The organism is Pseudomonas aestuarii, from assembly GCF_027988105.1.
GTDB classification, from domain to species: domain Bacteria; phylum Pseudomonadota; class Gammaproteobacteria; order Pseudomonadales; family Pseudomonadaceae; genus Aquipseudomonas; species Aquipseudomonas aestuarii.
Window position 1 is genome coordinate 410,981 of the sequence record NZ_JAQJZJ010000005.1, and the last position, 16,013, is coordinate 426,993.

At 64.6% G+C, this 16,013-nt stretch carries 14 protein-coding genes; 7 read left to right on the plus strand and 7 right to left on the minus strand.

The features are described 5' to 3' along the window. Nucleotides 1–126: 126 nt before the first annotated feature. From PH586_RS13650 to ccoM, 4 genes are all read left to right on the plus strand, one after another. Nucleotides 127–429 carry an aspartate-semialdehyde dehydrogenase gene (locus PH586_RS13650; protein WP_271348304.1) on the plus strand — a complete coding sequence of 101 codons (303 nt, stop codon included), beginning with the start codon at nt 127–129 and terminating at the stop codon, nt 427–429. Nucleotides 430–465: 36 nt separating this feature from the next. Next, the gene (locus tag PH586_RS13655; protein ID WP_271348305.1) at nt 466–1,074 is read left to right on the plus strand and encodes an alpha-ketoglutarate-dependent dioxygenase AlkB family protein; all 609 of its coding nucleotides are present in this window, start codon (nt 466–468) and stop codon (nt 1,072–1,074) included. Beyond that, nucleotides 1,071–1,232, plus strand: coding sequence for a hypothetical protein (locus PH586_RS13660; RefSeq protein WP_271348306.1), 162 nt, complete (start codon nt 1,071–1,073; stop codon nt 1,230–1,232). Before PH586_RS13655 ends, PH586_RS13660 begins: the two co-directional genes overlap by 4 nt. 354 nt (nt 1,233–1,586) lie before the next feature. Next, entirely contained in the window at nt 1,587–1,703 is a 117-nt protein-coding gene (ccoM, locus tag PH586_RS23590; protein ID WP_300655501.1) for a cytochrome c oxidase subunit CcoM, read from the plus strand. Nucleotides 1,704–1,808: 105 nt separating this feature from the next. Here the strand turns inward: ccoM and PH586_RS13665 are convergent, their stop codons facing one another. The 7 genes from PH586_RS13665 to PH586_RS13695 form a co-directional block, all read right to left on the minus strand. Then, the gene (locus PH586_RS13665; protein WP_271348307.1) at nt 1,809–2,903 is read right to left on the minus strand and encodes an ABC transporter permease; all 1,095 of its coding nucleotides are present in this window, start codon (nt 2,901–2,903) and stop codon (nt 1,809–1,811) included. Next, entirely contained in the window at nt 2,900–3,838 is a 939-nt protein-coding gene (locus PH586_RS13670) for an ABC transporter ATP-binding protein (protein WP_271348308.1), read from the minus strand. The genes PH586_RS13665 and PH586_RS13670 overlap by 4 nt, the downstream gene beginning before the upstream one ends. Next, on the minus strand, nt 3,825–4,790 hold the full coding sequence (locus PH586_RS13675; RefSeq protein ID WP_271348309.1) for an HlyD family secretion protein: 966 nt from the start codon (nt 4,788–4,790) through the stop codon (nt 3,825–3,827). The genes PH586_RS13670 and PH586_RS13675 overlap by 14 nt, the downstream gene beginning before the upstream one ends. Nucleotide 4,791: 1 nt before the next feature. Next, complete coding sequence (locus tag PH586_RS13680; RefSeq protein ID WP_271348310.1) at nt 4,792–5,424, minus strand: TetR/AcrR family transcriptional regulator; 633 nt, start codon at nt 5,422–5,424, stop codon at nt 4,792–4,794. 130 nt (nt 5,425–5,554) lie between these two features. Continuing rightward, nucleotides 5,555–6,061: a DUF1993 domain-containing protein gene (locus PH586_RS13685; protein WP_271348311.1), complete on the minus strand. Its 507-nt coding sequence runs from the start codon at nt 6,059–6,061 to the stop codon at nt 5,555–5,557. 179 nt (nt 6,062–6,240) lie between these two features. Continuing rightward, nucleotides 6,241–6,711 (minus strand): MaoC family dehydratase, encoded by a 471-nt coding sequence (locus tag PH586_RS13690; RefSeq protein ID WP_271348312.1) that lies wholly within the window; start codon nt 6,709–6,711, stop codon nt 6,241–6,243. Next, on the minus strand, nt 6,708–7,670 hold the full coding sequence (locus PH586_RS13695; protein WP_271348313.1) for an alpha/beta hydrolase: 963 nt from the start codon (nt 7,668–7,670) through the stop codon (nt 6,708–6,710). Before PH586_RS13695 ends, PH586_RS13690 begins: the two co-directional genes overlap by 4 nt. A 228-nt stretch (nt 7,671–7,898) precedes the next feature. Between PH586_RS13695 and fadD2 the strand changes: the two genes are divergently transcribed. From fadD2 to hrpA, 3 genes are all read left to right on the plus strand, one after another. Next, nucleotides 7,899–9,587, plus strand: a complete 1,689-nt coding sequence (fadD2, locus tag PH586_RS13700) for a long-chain-fatty-acid--CoA ligase FadD2 (RefSeq protein WP_271348314.1) — start codon at nt 7,899–7,901, stop codon at nt 9,585–9,587. 359 nt (nt 9,588–9,946) lie between these two features. Further along, nucleotides 9,947–11,635, plus strand: a complete 1,689-nt coding sequence (gene fadD1, locus PH586_RS13705; RefSeq protein WP_271348315.1) for a long-chain-fatty-acid--CoA ligase FadD1 — start codon at nt 9,947–9,949, stop codon at nt 11,633–11,635. 247 nt (nt 11,636–11,882) lie between these two features. Continuing rightward, nucleotides 11,883–15,953 (plus strand): ATP-dependent RNA helicase HrpA, encoded by a 4,071-nt coding sequence (gene hrpA, locus PH586_RS13710; protein WP_271348343.1) that lies wholly within the window; start codon nt 11,883–11,885, stop codon nt 15,951–15,953. Nucleotides 15,954–16,013: the final 60 nt, after the last annotated feature.

Sequence of the window (16,013 nt, forward strand, 5' to 3'; positions counted from 1 at the left end):
AGGCCAAAGGCGCAATGCTGCTTAAGCGGCACTTATTCGGCGATACTTGAATGGGAAGTGTAGCGAGACCGCGCTCAAGTTGGCGTCCAAGTGGCCGACAGCCTGACCAAAGGAGGACTGCATAAAGTGCTACCGCCCATTCCGCACAGCCTGGCGCCGGTCACTGTCCAGCAGGACGTGATCAAGCCCAGGCCCGACATCGTGCCTGTGACGCCCGTGGCAGAAACCGCCAAGGAAAGTGCTGTGGGTCTGGATAAGCGGCATCCGCAGGAAGCCGAGGAGTTGCTGCGTGAAGAGCAGCGCCGGCGCCAGCGCCAGCGCCATGGTTACACCCCCGAGGAGCTGGCCGCCGGCGATGTGGCCGAGGCTGACGCGGCGCTCATCGACGAACTGCCGCGGCAGGGTCTGTGGGTGGATGTGGAAGTCTGAGGCGCGCACACTGGTGTGCACGATAACTGCCTTCTAATGCCCGTGAACCTATTCAACGACAGTGCCCTGCAACTGGCTGACGCCGAGCTGGATTTCAAGCCGCACTGGCTGGAGCCGGCGACGGCCGATCGCTGGCTGGCGCTGTTGCTCGCGCAAACGCCCTGGCAGCAGCCGCAGGTGCGGCTTTACGGTCGGCAGTACCCGGTGCCGCGTCTGGTCGCCTGGTACGGCGATGCCGAAGCCAGCTACCGGTATTCCGGTCTGATCCATCGGCCGCTGGCCTGGACGCCGCTGCTCGCCGAGATTCGCGCCCGGCTGGTGGCGACGCTGGGGCAGCCGCTCAACGGCGTATTGCTCAACTATTACCGCGACGGCCAGGACTCCATGGGCTGGCACAGCGACGACGAAGCCGAGCTGGGCGCCAATCCCCTGGTCGCCTCGCTCAACCTGGGCGCCACCCGGCGTTTCGATCTGCGGCGCAAAGGCCAGAGTCGTATCGAGCACTCCCTCGCGCTCAATCATGGTTCGTTGCTGGTCATGAGCGGTACAACCCAGCATTATTGGCAGCATCAAGTGGCGAAGACGCGCACCCTGTGTGCGCCGCGCCTGAATCTGACGTTTCGTTTAATCCGGTCGCCAGCATGAGCAACGATGACAAGCTGATTGATTTCAGCGCCGAGCGCGGCAAGCGCATCCACGACCTGCACGACAAGAAGCTCGACGAGATGCGCCAGGCGTTCGAGCAGGCGCTGCCCCTGCCCAAGGGCAAGAAGAACAGCAAGGGCAAGTCGAAAAAGCGCTAGCCGGGTCTGGCTCAGCGGTTGTGAACCTGTCGCGCACCGTCGCGAGGGCGCAGCGACAACCCGCCAGCTTTTGTGCTGCGCCGATCAACCTTGGCTCACTGCCGCCGGGAGGCGCTCGCAGCAGGCGAGCGTCGTTTCACAAGCGCTTCGCGCAATCCATAAAGGCGATCTCGCCTTGCGCCGCGCCGCTTCTTTCGCTCCGTTCGGGAGCCGATTCGTTGACCTGGATCAGTGTCTGCTGCCCTGCGTAGCCGACCTTTGCGCCTCCTTGACTTGGATCAATGAACAGCCGCGCAGTCCTGATAACTTGCAGCCATCCCCAACGGCCCAAGAGGGCTACCGCAGGAGGCAGCCATGTTTATCGATGTCGTAGTTCTCGCCGGAATCGGCACCGTCGGTCTGATGGTCGCTTTCTTTGCCGGAGTTGGTTATTTCATCTGGAAGGACTCACACAAGCGCAAGACGCCGTAAGTTCTCCAGCTCCACGAGCACGCAAGGCAATTCGGGCGACTTCGGTCGTCCTTTTTTTTGCGCGCGATTTATTCCTGGCTTGATCCGGGGCAGCACGCTCACTGTTCAATCCAGGTGCTTGCTCACCCGGGTGACTGCCACGCTCAGCATCAGCACGGTGAATACCAGCAGGGCCAGTATCTCCTGCCAGAGATCGATCAGCCCGGCGCTGCGCAGCATGATCCCGCGCGCCAGGCGCAGGAAGTGGGTGAGCGGCAGCAGTTCGGCAATCCACTGGGCGGCCTTGGGCATGCCGGCGAAGGGGAACATGAAGCCCGACAGCAGAATCTGCGGCAGGAAGGTGAAGAAGGCAATCTGCATGGCCTGGAACTGGGTCCGGGCCAGGGTCGAGATGAACACTCCGAGGGCCAGGCTGGCGACGATAAATAGCAGGGAGGCGCCATAGAGTTCCAACAACGAACCGCGGATCGGCACCTCGAACAGCAGGCGGCCGGTGAGCAGGATCACCGTCACCTGGATCAGGCCGATACCGACGAAGGGCAGTACCTTGCCGAGGGTCAGCTCCCAGGGCGACAGTGGCGTGGTAATCAGCATTTCCATATTGCCGCGCTCGTGTTCGCGAACCAGGGCGATGGCGGTGAACAGCACCATGGTCATGGTCAGGATCACCCCAATCAGCCCCGGCACCGTGTTGAGCGCCGCGAGACGCTCGGGATTGTAGAAGTTGACCAGCTCGACCCCTTGGCGACTTGCCCAGCCCGGCAGCGGGTAGCTCGCCAGCTGGCGCGCCGAGGCCTGCACGCTTTGGTCCGATCCATCCACTATCAGCTGTAACGGCAGGCGATCGTGCGGCAGGCGTCCCTGGCGTTCCAGGCGTGCCTCGAAATCCCTGGGGATGACCAGGGCGGCGCTGATCTTGCCCTGGCGCAGCAGGCTATCCATCTGCTGTGGATTGCTCAGCTGGTAGCGCAGATTGAGGGTCTGGCTGGAGCCGATTTCCGCCACCACCTCGCGCGAGCGCGCGGTATTGGCCTGGTCGAGTACGGCGGCGTCGATGCCGCGCACATCCATGTTGATGGCATAGCCGAACAGCACCAGCTGCAGCAGTGGAATGCCGACGATCATGGCGAAGGTCAGGCGGTCACGGCGCAACTGCCGCAGCTCTTTGACGATGACCGCCGTCAGGCGTCGCAGGTTCATCGCTGGGCCTGCAAGGGTTGACGGGTGACGCTGACGAAGACGTCTTCCAGATTGGCTTGCGTGCTGCTTAGGGTTGCATCGATGTGGGCGTCGCGCAGGCGCTGCTCGATATGCTCGCGAGCGTCTTCGCGGGCCACCAGGACCCGCAGGGCGACGCCAATCTGCGCCATTGCCAGCACCTCGCTGCAGCCTTGCAGGGCCTGCTGGGCCTGGCGCGGCTGGGCACACTCGACCAGTAATGGGTGCCCGGGCAGGGCGTCGAGCAGCTCACGCGGACTGCCGTCGGCGACCAGGCGGCCGTCATCGAGGATGCCCAGGCGGGTGCAGCGTTCGGCTTCATCCATGTAGTGGGTGGAGACCAGCAGGGTGGTGCCGGCGTCGGCCAGCTCGAACAGCGATGCCCAGAATTCCCGGCGCGATTGCGGGTCGACCGCGCTGGTGGGTTCATCGAGCAGCAACAGGTCGGGCTTGTGCAGGACCGCGCCGGCCAGTGCCAGGCGCTGCCGCTGTCCGCCGCTGAGGGTGCCGGCCATCTGCTGACGCTGGTCGCCCAGCCAGTAGCGCTCCAGCAGCTCGGCGATACGCTGGCGCGCGGTGGCCTTGTCCAGCCCCTGCACGGTGGCGAGGAAATCCAGGTTCTCGAGCACGCTGAGGTCTTCGTAGAGGGAGAACTTCTGGGTCATGTAGCCGATGCGCCGCTTGAGCGCCTCGGCGTCCCGGGGGATCTGGTAGCCGAGTACCTCGATTTCCCCGGCACTGGGCAGCAGCAGGCCGCAGAGCAGGCGGATGGTGGTCGACTTGCCGGAACCATTGGGGCCGAGGAAGCCGAACACCTCGGCGCGGCGCACGCACAGGTTGAGGTCGTCGACGGCGGTGAGCTGGCCGAAACGCTTGGTCAGGCCGCTGGCCTGAATCACCACGTCACTGTTGGGCATTGGCGTCGCGCTCGGCGCTTAGCGGGAGCCCGGCTGGCAGCTGGCGGGCGGTGTCGCCCTGCAGGCGCAGCTCGGCGCGATACATCAGGCGGCTGGCATCGTCACCGCTGAGGGCGAAGTAGGGGGTGAAGCTGGCTTCGCTGCGGATGCTGCTGAGGGTGGCGACGAAGGGCTGTGCGATGCCCTGGACTGTCACGCGCAGGCTGTCGCCTAGGGCGAAGTGGGGGCGCTGGCTGGCCGGGATGTAGATCCGTGCGTAAGGCGCATCGCCGACCAGCAGGCTGGCCAGTTCGGCGCCGATCGGCGGTTGGTCACCGGGCTTGAAGGGCAGGGCGTCGACCCGTCCCGCGCGCGGTGCCCGTACGCTCAGGTGCTCGCGGTCGACCAGCAGGCGGGCCAGGTTGGCGCGCACGGCCTGCAGGTTGGCGGCGGCCTGTTGCAGTTGTTCCGGGCGGGTGCCGTGGGTCAGCTCGCGCAGCTGGGCGTCGGCATTGCGGGTGGCGGCCCTGGCTTGGTCGCGGCTGGCGCGGGCGCGATCCAGTTCGGCAATGGCCAGCTGGCGATGCTGGTAGAGGGTGTCGAAACGCTGGAAATTGCGCTCGGCGTCGATTTGTTCGGCGCGGTTGCGGGCCAGGATGGCCTGGGCGGCCTCGATGGTTTCCAGGCGCGCGCCGTTGCTCAGCTCGCTCAGGCGCGCGTCGGCCTGCGCGACTTCGGCCTGGGCCTGGGCGATGCGTGCGTCCTGGCGGCGCGGATCGAGCTCCAGCAGCAGTTGCCCGGCCTCGACCCGGTCGCCCTCGGCGACCTGCCAGCTGAGGATGGTTTCCGAGGTTTCCGCCGGCAGGCCGATACGATCCCACTCCAGGGTGCCGAGCAGGGCTTGCTCACCTGCAGGTTCGCAGCCGCCGAGCAGCGCGAGCAGGATCAGGCTGGGTAGCAGATGTTTACTCATATCAGGGCTCCATTCCACGTTCGAGCAGGGCGAGGGTGTGGCGGGCGAGCGCCGCGTCGTCCAGCTCGGGGGCCGCAAACAGGCCGCGCCAGATTGGCGCGGCGGCATAGGGGAACAGGGTCAGGCCGATCAGCGAGACCACCAGCAGGCGCGGATCGAGGTCGGGGTTCAGCGCCCCGCGTCGCTGGGCGCTGGCGAAACGCTCGGCCAGCATGTGCGCCACCACCGGGCCCACGCGGCCCATCAGCAATTCGCGCAGGCCGCCGCCTTCGCACAGCACTTCGCGCACCCACAGCGGCGGTAGCCAGGGATGGTCCTGAACGATTCGGCGCATGCCCTGGATAAAGCCGCTGACCAGCGTGATGGGCTCATCGTCGAGCTGGCGCAGCTCCTGGCCAAGTCCGAGCAGCAGCGGCAACAGACGCTCTTCGACCGCCGCCGCGAGCAGTTTGGTCTTGTTGCCGAAATAATAGTTGACCAATGCGGGTGTGACCCCGGCCTGCTGGGCGATGCTGCGCAGGCTGGAGGCCTTGATGCCGTCGTGGGCGAAGGCTTGCACGGCAATGTCGAGCAGGCGTTCGCGCTGCGCGGGCGAATCACCCGCCGGTCGGCCGGGTGCACGGGGGCTGGTCACTGTGCTGGGGGTTCTCATGAATTAAAATTAAATACAAATATAAATAAACGCAAACCATAATTCAGCGCTGCGTGTAGAGCGGGCGTGCGCAAGGCGGCGACCGGCACAGCCGGGCGCTGCCGGGGCGGACTCAGCGGGTGCCGAGGAAGTCGCGCTTGCCGATTGCCACGCCATTGTGGCGCAGGATGGCGTAGGCGGTGGTGTAGTGGAAATAGAAGTTGGGCATCACGTGGTCGAGCAGGAAGACCTGGCCCTGGAAGTGGGTGTCCTTGCCGCGGCGCGAGAGGGTCACGGTGCGCTCCTCGCTGCCGTCGATCTGCGCGGCGCTGACGCCTTGCAGAAAGGCCTGGACCTTGGCGATGCGTGCTTGCAATTCGGCGAAGCTGGTTTCGTCATCGGCCTGGCTGGGCGCATCGATGCCGGCCAGCAGCGCAGTGCCGGCCGAGGCGCCGTCGCAGGCGATCTGTACCTGGCGACTCAGCGGGAACATGTCGGGAGCCAGGCGGGCATTGAGCAATACGCTGGGGTCGATCTTTCTGCTTTCCGCGTCGGCAGCGGCGAGGCCAAGGATGGTCGAGAGGTTGCCGAGTTGGCGGATAAACACCGGAATGGATGCTTGGTACATGGACAGGGACATGGAGTTCTCCAGTGAAACAAGGGGGGCGGCTCGAGCAGGGAATACTCCTGCACGCAGCCAGGGTAGGGGACTTGCGGTGATCGGCGGTAGGCGGTGGACCGGGCGGCGATCCGCTTCAGCCCACCGGCAACGAATCCGACATGAGCCGCAAGCAATCGATGCCGAACAAGAACTTGGCCTTAGCCGATGGAGATCGGCGGCAGTTCGGCCAGTTCGACGGTCTGCGCCTTGCGTGGGGCGAGGATTTCCGCCTCGCCATCGACTACCAGTTCGTCGTTCTGGTTGAACACCCGGGTGGCGATGCGTACGCGGAATTTCGGCAGTTTTTCCAGGATCTCCAGGCGCACGGTGAGGGTATCGCCGAGCTTCACTGGCGCGGTGAAGCGCATTTGCTGGCCGAGGTAGATGGTGCCGGGGCCAGGCAGTTCGCAGGCCACGGCCGCGCTGATCAGGGCGCCGCTGAACATGCCGTGGGCAATGCGCTGCTTGAACATGGTGGTAGCGGCGTATTCGGCATCCAGGTGCACCGGGTTGCGGTCGCCGGACACGGCGGCGAACAACTGGATGTCGCGCTCTTCGACGGTCTTGCTGTAGCTGGCGGTCTGGCCTACTTCGAGAGCGTCGTAAGGCGTGTTGCTGCTTTGACTCATGGGTGTGTCTCCTGGGGCTGCGGGTGAAGCTGGCGCGGATGGCTCAGGGCCTGTTCCAGCCAGTCGATCAAGTCGGCGGTGACTGCGTCGCGGTTGCTGTCGTTGAGCAGCTCGTGACGAGCCTGCGGGTAAAGTTTCAATTGCACCTGGGTATGGCCGGCCTTGCGCAGGGCATTGGTCAGATCGGTTAAACGCTTGCCGTCGCTGACCGGGTCGCAGGCGCCGCCGACTACCAGCAACGGCAGTTTGCAGTCGATCTGCGCCAGGTTGCGCGGCGGGGTGATCTGCAGCAGGCCGCCGAGCAGGTCGAGCCACAGCTGATTGCTGCAGCGAAAGCCACAGAGCGGGTCGTTGAGGTAGGCATCCACCTCGTCAGGGTCGCGGCTCAGCCAGTCGAAACGGGTACGATTGGGCTTGAAGGCTTTGTTGAATGAGCCGAAGGAAATCAATTCGAGCAGTGCGCTTTGTCCCGCCGGTCCCTGGCGCCAGCGCTCGAAGCGGGCAATCAGCCTGGCCGCGCGGTACAGCGCCAACGGTTGGTAGTTGGAACCGGACAGAATGGCCCCTTGTAGGCTGCAGCTGTGCTGCATCAGGTAGGCCTGGCCGATATAGCTGCCCATGCTGTGACCAAGCAGGAAGATCGGTGCCTGCGGGTGCTGCTGGCGAATATGGTGATTGAGGCAGGCCAGGTCGCCCACCACCAGGTTCCAGCCGTTGGCATCGGCATAGTGGCCGAGGCGGCCGTGTTCGGCCGTCCTGCCGTGGCCGCGCTGGTCGTGGGCAAAGAGTTCGAAGCCCGCCGCGACCAGGGCGGCGCCCAGGCGGGCGTAGCGTCCGCTGTGTTCGGCCATGCCATGGGCCACCATCACCACCGCTTTCGGCGGCTGTTCGGCGAACCAGTGGTTCACATAGAGCGGTGTGGCATCGCTGCTATTGAGCCAGTAAGCATTGTGCTGCATGGCGAATCCTTCGACCTGCGAGAGTCCGGCATTGTAGAGCTTGCAGGCAGGCTTTTCCCAGCCGAATAGAGTGATCGAAGATTCACGTTGTCAATGACGCCCTGCAAGTATTTGCGCTGCAGGTCGGAGCTGCTAACGTCGGCTGCAGTTCCTTGCCGGCCGTCGTCGCAATTTTTGCCACGGCGGATTCAGCGGGGCAGACACTTTCAGGGTTAGAGGACAAAAATAATGCAGCCTGATTTCTGGAACGACAAACGCCCGGCCGGCGTACCCAACGATATCGACCTGGGTGCCTACAAATCGGTGGTCGAGGTGTTCGAGCGCTCGTGCAAGAAATTCGCTGACCGGCCGGCGTTCAGCAATATGAGGGTGACCCTGACCTATGCCGAGCTGGATCGCCTGTCCGGTGCCTTTGCCAGTTACCTGCAGCAACACACCGATCTGCAGCCCGGCGAGCGCATTGCCGTGCAGATGCCCAACCTCCTGCAATACCCGATCGCCGTGTTCGGCGCGATGCGCGCCGGCTTGATCGTGGTCAACACCAATCCGCTGTACACCGCCCGCGAGATGCGCCACCAGTTCAAGGACGCCGGCGTGCGTGCGCTGGTCTACCTGAACATGTTCGGCAAGCTGGTGCAGGACGTCCTGCCCGATACCGAGATCGACTACCTGATCGAGGCCCGGATGGGCGACCTGCAACCGAGCCTCAAGGGCTGGCTGGTCAACACCCTGGTGAAGAAGGTCAAGAAGCTGGTGCCCGACTATCACCTGCCCCAGGCGGTGTCGTTCAAGGCGGCGCTCAAGCAGGGCCATGGCCACGAGTTCAAGCCGGTCAAGGTCGGCCACGACGACATTGCCGTGCTGCAGTACACCGGCGGCACCACCGGCGTGGCCAAGGGCGCGATGCTCACCCACGGCAACCTCGTGGCCAACATGCTGCAGGTCGATGCCTGCCTGTCGCAGTTCGGCGAGGACGGCACCCCGCTGATGAAGCAGGGCCAGGAAATCATGATCGCGCCGCTGCCGCTCTATCACATCTATGCCTTCACCGCGAACTGCATGTGCATGATGGTCAACGGCAACCACAACGTGCTGATCAGCAACCCGCGCGACATCCCCGGCTTTATCAAGGAGCTGGGCAAGTGGCAGTTCTCCGCGTTGCTGGGCCTCAACACCCTGTTCGTTGCGCTGATGGATCATCCCGAGTTCAAGAACCTCGATTTCTCCAAGCTCAAGGTCACCAACTCCGGCGGCACTGCGCTGGTCAAGGCCACCGCCGAGCGCTGGCAGGTGATCACCGGCTGCACGGTGGTGGAAGGCTACGGCCTCACCGAAACCTCGCCGGTAGCCAGCACCAACCCCTACGGCAAGCAGGCCCGGCTGGGTACCGTGGGCATTCCGGTGCCGGGTACCACGTTCAAGGTCATTGACGACGACGGCAACGAGCAGCCCTTGGGCGAGCGCGGCGAACTGTGCATCAAGGGCCCGCAGGTGATGAAGGGCTACTGGCAGCGCGAAGAGGCTACCCGCGAGGTGCTCGATGCCGAGGGCTGGTTCAAGACCGGCGACATCGCGGTGATCGACCCTGACGGCTTCGTGCGCATCGTCGACCGCAAGAAGGACATGATCATCGTCTCCGGCTTCAACGTGTACCCCAACGAGATCGAGGATGTGGTCATGGGCCACCCGCAAGTCGCCAGCTGTGCGGCGATCGGCGTGCCCGACGAGAAATCCGGCGAGGCGGTCAAGCTGTTCGTCGTCGCCCGTGACAGCGCCCTCAGCTGCGAGGCGCTCAAGGCCTACTGCCGGGAAAACTTCACCGGTTACAAGGTGCCCAAGCACATCGTCTTCCGCGATTCCCTGCCGATGACCCCGGTGGGTAAGATCCTCCGTCGCGAACTGCGCGATATCGCCTAGGGCACGCCGCGCCCTGGGCCGAAAGCAATCGGCAGCCAATAGCCAACAGCGAATTTCCCCTCGGTTTGCCCCCCGGATTTCATCCGGGGTTCGGGCTCGTGCGGGATGCGGCCCAGGCGCACAGCCCTGTCCTGCTGGCGCAGCGAACGCGCGCAAAGGCAGGCCATAAAATGACCTGATAATTATCATTGGTCGACTTTGTGACTGGTTGGGCGGTGTTTGGTGCTAGGCGCTCCCAGGCAAAGCTGCTACCCTCGGCCCGCTTTTTGGCCTTCTGCCAGGTCGAAATGCAGGCAAACACACAATAAACAACCGCCTCTGCGCGGTGAAGATAAGCTGTTGCTTAGGAGTGGGCTTCCATGAACGAAAACTTTTGGAAGGACAAGTATCCCGTTGGGATTGCTGCCGAAATCGATCCCGACCAGTACCCGAATATTCAAGCGGTACTGAAACAGTCCTGCCAGCGCTTCGCTGACAAGCCGGCTTTCAGCAACCTCGGCAAGACCCTGACCTACGGCGAACTGTACGAGCTGTCCGGCGCCTTTGCCGCCTACCTGCAGCAGCACACCGACCTGCAGCCCGGTGATCGTATAGCCGTGCAACTGCCCAACGTCCTGCAATACCCGGTCGCCGTGTTCGGCGCCCTGCGCGCCGGTCTGGTCGTGGTCAATACCAACCCGCTGTACACCGCGCGGGAAATGGAACACCAATTCAACGACTCCGGTGCCAAGGCCCTGGTCAGCCTGGCCAACATGGCCCACCTGGCCGAGCAGGTTCTGCCGAAAACCGGAATCAAGACGGTGATCATCACCGAAGTCGGCGACATGTTGCCGCCGCTCAAGCGCCTGCTGGTCAACAGCATGGTCAAGTACGTGAAGAAGATGGTACCGACCTATAACCTGCCGCAGGCGGTCAAGTTCACCGAAGCCCTGAGCAAAGGTCGCGGTAAGGCCGTCAGGGAGGCCAATCCGGCCAGCAGCGAGATCGCCGTTTTGCAGTACACCGGCGGCACCACCGGGGTGGCCAAGGGCGCGATGCTGACCCATCGCAACCTGGTCGCCAACATGCTGCAGGCCCGCGCGATGATGGCGTCGAACATGAACGAGGGCAGCGAAATCATCATCGCGCCGCTGCCGCTCTATCATATCTACGCCTTCACCTTCCATTGCATGGCCATGATGCTGATCGGCAACCATAACGTGCTGATCACCAATCCGCGCGACTTGCCGGGCATGGTCAAGGATCTGTCCCGCTACAAGTTCAGCGGCTTCGTCGGCCTCAACACCCTGTTTGTCGCCCTGTGCCACAACGAAGACTTCCAGAAGCTCGACTTCTCGGCTCTGAAAATTACCCTGTCGGGTGGCATGGCCCTGCAATTGGCCACCGCCGAGCGCTGGACCCAGGTAACTGGCAGCCCGGTGTGTGAAGGTTTTGGCATGACCGAAACCAGCCCGGTGGCCACGGTCAACCCGGTTCAGAGCATCCAGTTGGGCACTATCGGCATCCCGGTGCCTTCGACTCAGTGCAAGGTCATCGACGACGAAGGCAACGAACTGACGCTCGGCGCGGTGGGCGAGTTGTGCGTCAAGGGGCCGCAGGTAATGAAGGGCTACTGGCAGCGCCAGGACGCCACCGACGAAATTATCGACGCCGAGGGCTGGCTGAAAACCGGCGATATCGCGGTGATCCAGGAAGACGGCTACATGCGCATCGTCGACCGCAAGAAGGACATGATTCTGGTGTCCGGCTTCAACGTCTACCCCAATGAGCTGGAAGACGTGCTGGCGACCCTGCCGGGCGTGCTGCAATGTGCGGCGATCGGCATCCCGGACGAGAAATCCGGCGAAGCGATCAAGATATTCGTGGTCGCCAAGCCGGGCGTGAACCTGACCAAAGAACAGGTCATGCAGCACATGCGCGCCAACGTCACCGGCTACAAGGTGCCGAAAGCCGTGGAATTCCGCGATACCCTGCCTACCACCAACGTCGGCAAGATCCTGCGCCGCGAACTGCGTGACGAAGAGCTGAAAAAACTGGCTAAGAAGTAAGCGCCCGCTGCGCAAGCAAAGCCCCGCCCCGTGCGGGGCTTTGGCGTTTTGCCGACCCCGTTCCCGATGGCTTGGCCCGCGGTCCGCGGTCCGCAGTCCGTAGCAAAGCTGGCGGGTTGTCGCTGCGCGCCGAACCGGTCCGGCCTACGTTCTGTCGTTTTTCACGGCGCAAATCTGCGACAATCCCTGCCCATTATTTTTCGATGAGCGCGCCTGCGTGCCCACACCGCTTTGCCACGGCTGCCTGATGACCGACCCGATTACCGATACCGACCAGCTGCTGAAAAACCTCGACCAGTCCCTGCTGGGCGACCGTCATCGCCTGCGCCGCCAGCTCCACGAGCTGCGCAAGCCAACGGTGCCGGACGAGGCCAAGCTGGCGCAGTGGCTGGAGCGCTTCCAGGCTTCGGTGGCCAAGGTCGAGGCGCGGCGTCTCAGCGTGCCGGTCATGCGCTACGACGATGCCTTGCCCATCGCCGCCAAGCGTGACGAGATCAAGGCCGCCATCGCCAAGCACCAGGTGGTGGTGATCGCCGGCGAAACCGGCTCGGGCAAGACCACCCAGTTGCCGAAGATCTGTCTGGAACTGGGCCGCGGCGTACATGGCCTGATCGGCCACACCCAGCCCCGGCGCCTGGCCGCGCGCAGTGTGGCCACGCGGGTGGCGGAAGAGATCGGCACGCCGCTGGGCGAGCTGGTCGGCTACCAGGTGCGCTTCGAGGACCAGAGCAGCGAGCGGAGCCTGATCAAGCTGATGACCGACGGCATCCTGCTGGCCGAGACCCAGCACGACCGCTACCTGGAAAAGTACGACACCCTGATCGTCGACGAAGCCCACGAACGCAGCCTGAACATCGACTTCCTCCTCGGTTACCTGAAAACCCTGCTGGTACGGCGCCCCGACCTGAAACTGATCATCACCTCGGCGACCATCGACCTGCAGCGCTTTTCCGAGCACTTCGGCGGCGCGCCCATCGTCGAGGTGTCCGGACGGACCTATCCGGTCGACACCTGGTACCGGCCGCTGACCTCCGAGCAGGACGAGGACGGCAACCGGGTCGAGGAAGACCTGTCGGTCGATCAGGCGATTCTCGCCAGCCTCGACGAGATCGCCGCGTTCGAGAAGAGCGCAGGCACGCGCCCCGGCGATGTGCTGGTGTTCCTCCCCGGCGAACGCGAGATTCGCGATTGTGCCGAGGTGCTGCGCAAGGCCAACCTGCGCTTTACCGAAGTGCTGCCGCTGTATGCGCGGCTGAGCCCGGCCGAGCAGCAGAAGATATTCCAGCCCATGGGCGCGCGCAAGATCGTCCTGGCCACCAACGTCGCCGAGACCTCGCTGACCGTGCCGGGCATCCGCTATGTGATCGACAGCGGCACGGCACGCATCAGCCGATACAGCTACCGCGCCAAGGTCCAGCGCCTGCCCATCGAAGCCGTGTCCCAGGCCAGCGCCAACCAGCGCAAGGGCCGCTGTGGACGGGTCGAGGCCGGCATCTGCGTGCGCCTGTACAGCGAGGAGGATTTCAACGGCCGGCCGGCCTTCACCGATCCAGAGATCCTGCGCACCAACCTGGCGGCGGTGATCCTGCAGATGTTGCACCTGCGTCTGGGCGAGATCGAGGATTTCCCCTTTATCGAGCCGCCGGACGGCAAGGCCATCAGCGACGGCTTCAACCTGTTGCAGGAGCTCTCGGCGGTCAGCCGCGACGGCCAGCTAACCCCGTTGGGTCGCCAGCTGGCACGCCTGCCGGTCGATCCGCGCCTCGGCCGCATGGTCCTCGAAGGCGCCAGGCAGGGCAGCCTCGAGGAAGTGCTGATCATCGCCAGCAGCCTGTCGGTGCAGGACCCGCGCGAGCGCCCTTCGGATCGCCAGCAGGCCGCCGACCAGGCCCACGCGCAATGGAAGGATGTGGATTCCGACTTCGCCGCGCTGATCAATCTGTGGCGCGGCTTCGAGGAACAGCGCCAGGCCCTCGGTTCCGGTGCGCTGCGCAGCTGGTGCCGGAAGAATTTCCTCAACTACCTGCGCCTGCGCGAATGGCGCGACGCCCACCGTCAGCTGGTGCTGATCGTCCGGGAACTGCAGCTGTCCCCCGGCGGTAACCCCCAGGGTAGTCGCCGCGGGGGCAAGGCCGCCGGCAAACCTGCGCAGGGTTCGGGCTCGCCTGCATCGCCGGATCGCCAGCCAGGACCAGGCGCCGACCCTGGTTCCCACAAGGAACAAGAGCTGGCGGAAAAAGACCAGGCCGCCCAGCGTGCTAAGGGCTACGCCGCCGTGCACAAGGCGATCCTCTCCGGGCTGCTCAGCCAGATCGGCCAGAAGACCGAAGACGGCGACTTCCTGGGCGCGCGGCAGCGGCGCTTCTGGGTGCACCCCTCGAGCGTGATCGGCCGCAAGAAGCCCACCTGGATCATGGCTTCCGAGCTGGTCGAGACCACCAAGCTGTTCGCCCGCATGGTGGCCAGGATCGAGCCGGACTGGATCGAGCCACTGGCGCCGCACCTGATCAAGAAGAACCACCTGGAACCGCATTGGGAGAAGAAGCGCGGCCAGGTCGTGGCCTATGAGCAGATCAGCCTCTACGGCCTGATCGTGGTCGGCCGTCGGCCGGTGCATTACGGCCCCATCGACCCCGTGGTGTCGCGCGAGCTGTTCATCCGCGAGGGCCTGGTCGGTGGCGAAATCCTCTCGCGGGCCAAGTGCCTGAGTGCCAACCGCAAGCTGCTGGAACAGCTCGACGAGCTGGAAGCCAAGGCACGCCGCCGCGACATCCTGGCCGACGAGGAAACCCTGTTCGCCTACTACGAGGCACGCCTGCCAGCCGAGATCCATCAGACCGCGACCTTCGACAGCTGGTACAAGATCGAGAGCCAGAAAGACCCGCAGCTGCTGATCATGCGCGAGGAAGACGTACTGGCCCGCGACGCCAAGGAAATCACCGCCGCGCAGTACCCGGACACCCTGCGCCTGGGCGACCTGACCCTGCCGCTGAGCTATCACTTCGAGCCCAATCACCCGCGCGATGGCGTCACCCTGCGCGTGCCGGCGCCACTGCTGCCGCAACTGCCGGCCGAGCGCCTGCAATGGCTGGTGCCCGGCCTGCTGGAAGCCAAGTGCGTGGCGCTGGTGCGCAACCTGCCGAAAGCCCTGCGCAAGAACTTCGTGCCGGTACCAGATTTCGTCGGCGCCGCACTGAGCAAGCTGAGCATCGGTGAGGGCAGTCTGCCCGCTGCCCTGGGCCGCGAACTGCAACGCATGACCGGCGTGCGGGTGGCCGACGAGGCCTGGGTCGAGGCCGAGGCGCAGCTCGACAGCCACCTGAAGATGAACCTGGAGGTGGTCGATACGCACGGCAAGCTGCTCGGCGAAGGCCGCGACCTGGCCGAGCTGTGCGCGCGCTTCAGTGAGGCCAGCCAGGCCGCGTTGGCCTTGCCGCAGACCGAGAAGAGCCAGAAGTCGGTCGAGGCCAAAGCCTTCGTCGCCGTGGCCGAAAGAACCCAGCAGCAGATCGCCGGCCTGTCGCTGACCGTGTATCCGGCGCTGGTGGAGGAGGCCGGCACGGTCAAGGAAGGTCGCTTCCCGACCCAGGCCGAGGCCGAGTTCCAGCACCGCCGCGCCCTGCAGCGCCTGCTCCTGCAACAGCTGGCCGAGCCGGCCAAGTTCCTCCGTGGCAAGCTGCCGGGGCTGACCGAGCTGGGCCTGCTGCACCGCGACCTGGGTCGAGTCGAGGCACTGGTCGAGGACATTCTGCTGGCCAGCCTGGACAGCTGCATCCTCGAAGGCGAGAGCCCGTTGCCCCGCGACGGCGCCGCCCTCGCCGCGCTGGCCGAGAAGAAACGCAGTGCCTGGAACGAGCATGCCGAGCGCCTGGCCAAATTGACCTTGGAGATCCTCAAGCTCTGGCACGGCCTGCAGAAGCGCTTCAAGGGCAAGATTGACCTGGCCCAGGCCATCGCGTTGAACGACATCAAGCTGCAGCTGGGCAACCTGGTCTACCCAGGCTTCGTCCGCGAAACCCCGGGCGAATGGCTGAAGGAGCTGCCGCGTTACCTGAAAGCCATCGAGCAGCGCCTGGACAAGATCGCCGGCCAACTGCAGCGCGACCGGGTCTGGAGTGGCGAGTTGGCCGGCTACTGGGAGCAGTACCAGGCGCGCCTGGGCAAGCACCGCCAGGAAGGCAAGCGCGACCCGCAACTGACCCTGTATCGCTGGATGCTCGAGGAATACCGGGTGTCGCTGTTCGCCCAGCAGCTCGGCACCAAGCTGGCGGTCTCGGACAAGCGCCTGAGCAAGCAGTGGAGCCAGGTCGAGGCCTGAGCCGGCGTCTCTGCGGTAGCCTCGGCAGCCGCGATGCCTGGCCGCTGCGAGGGTGGTAGA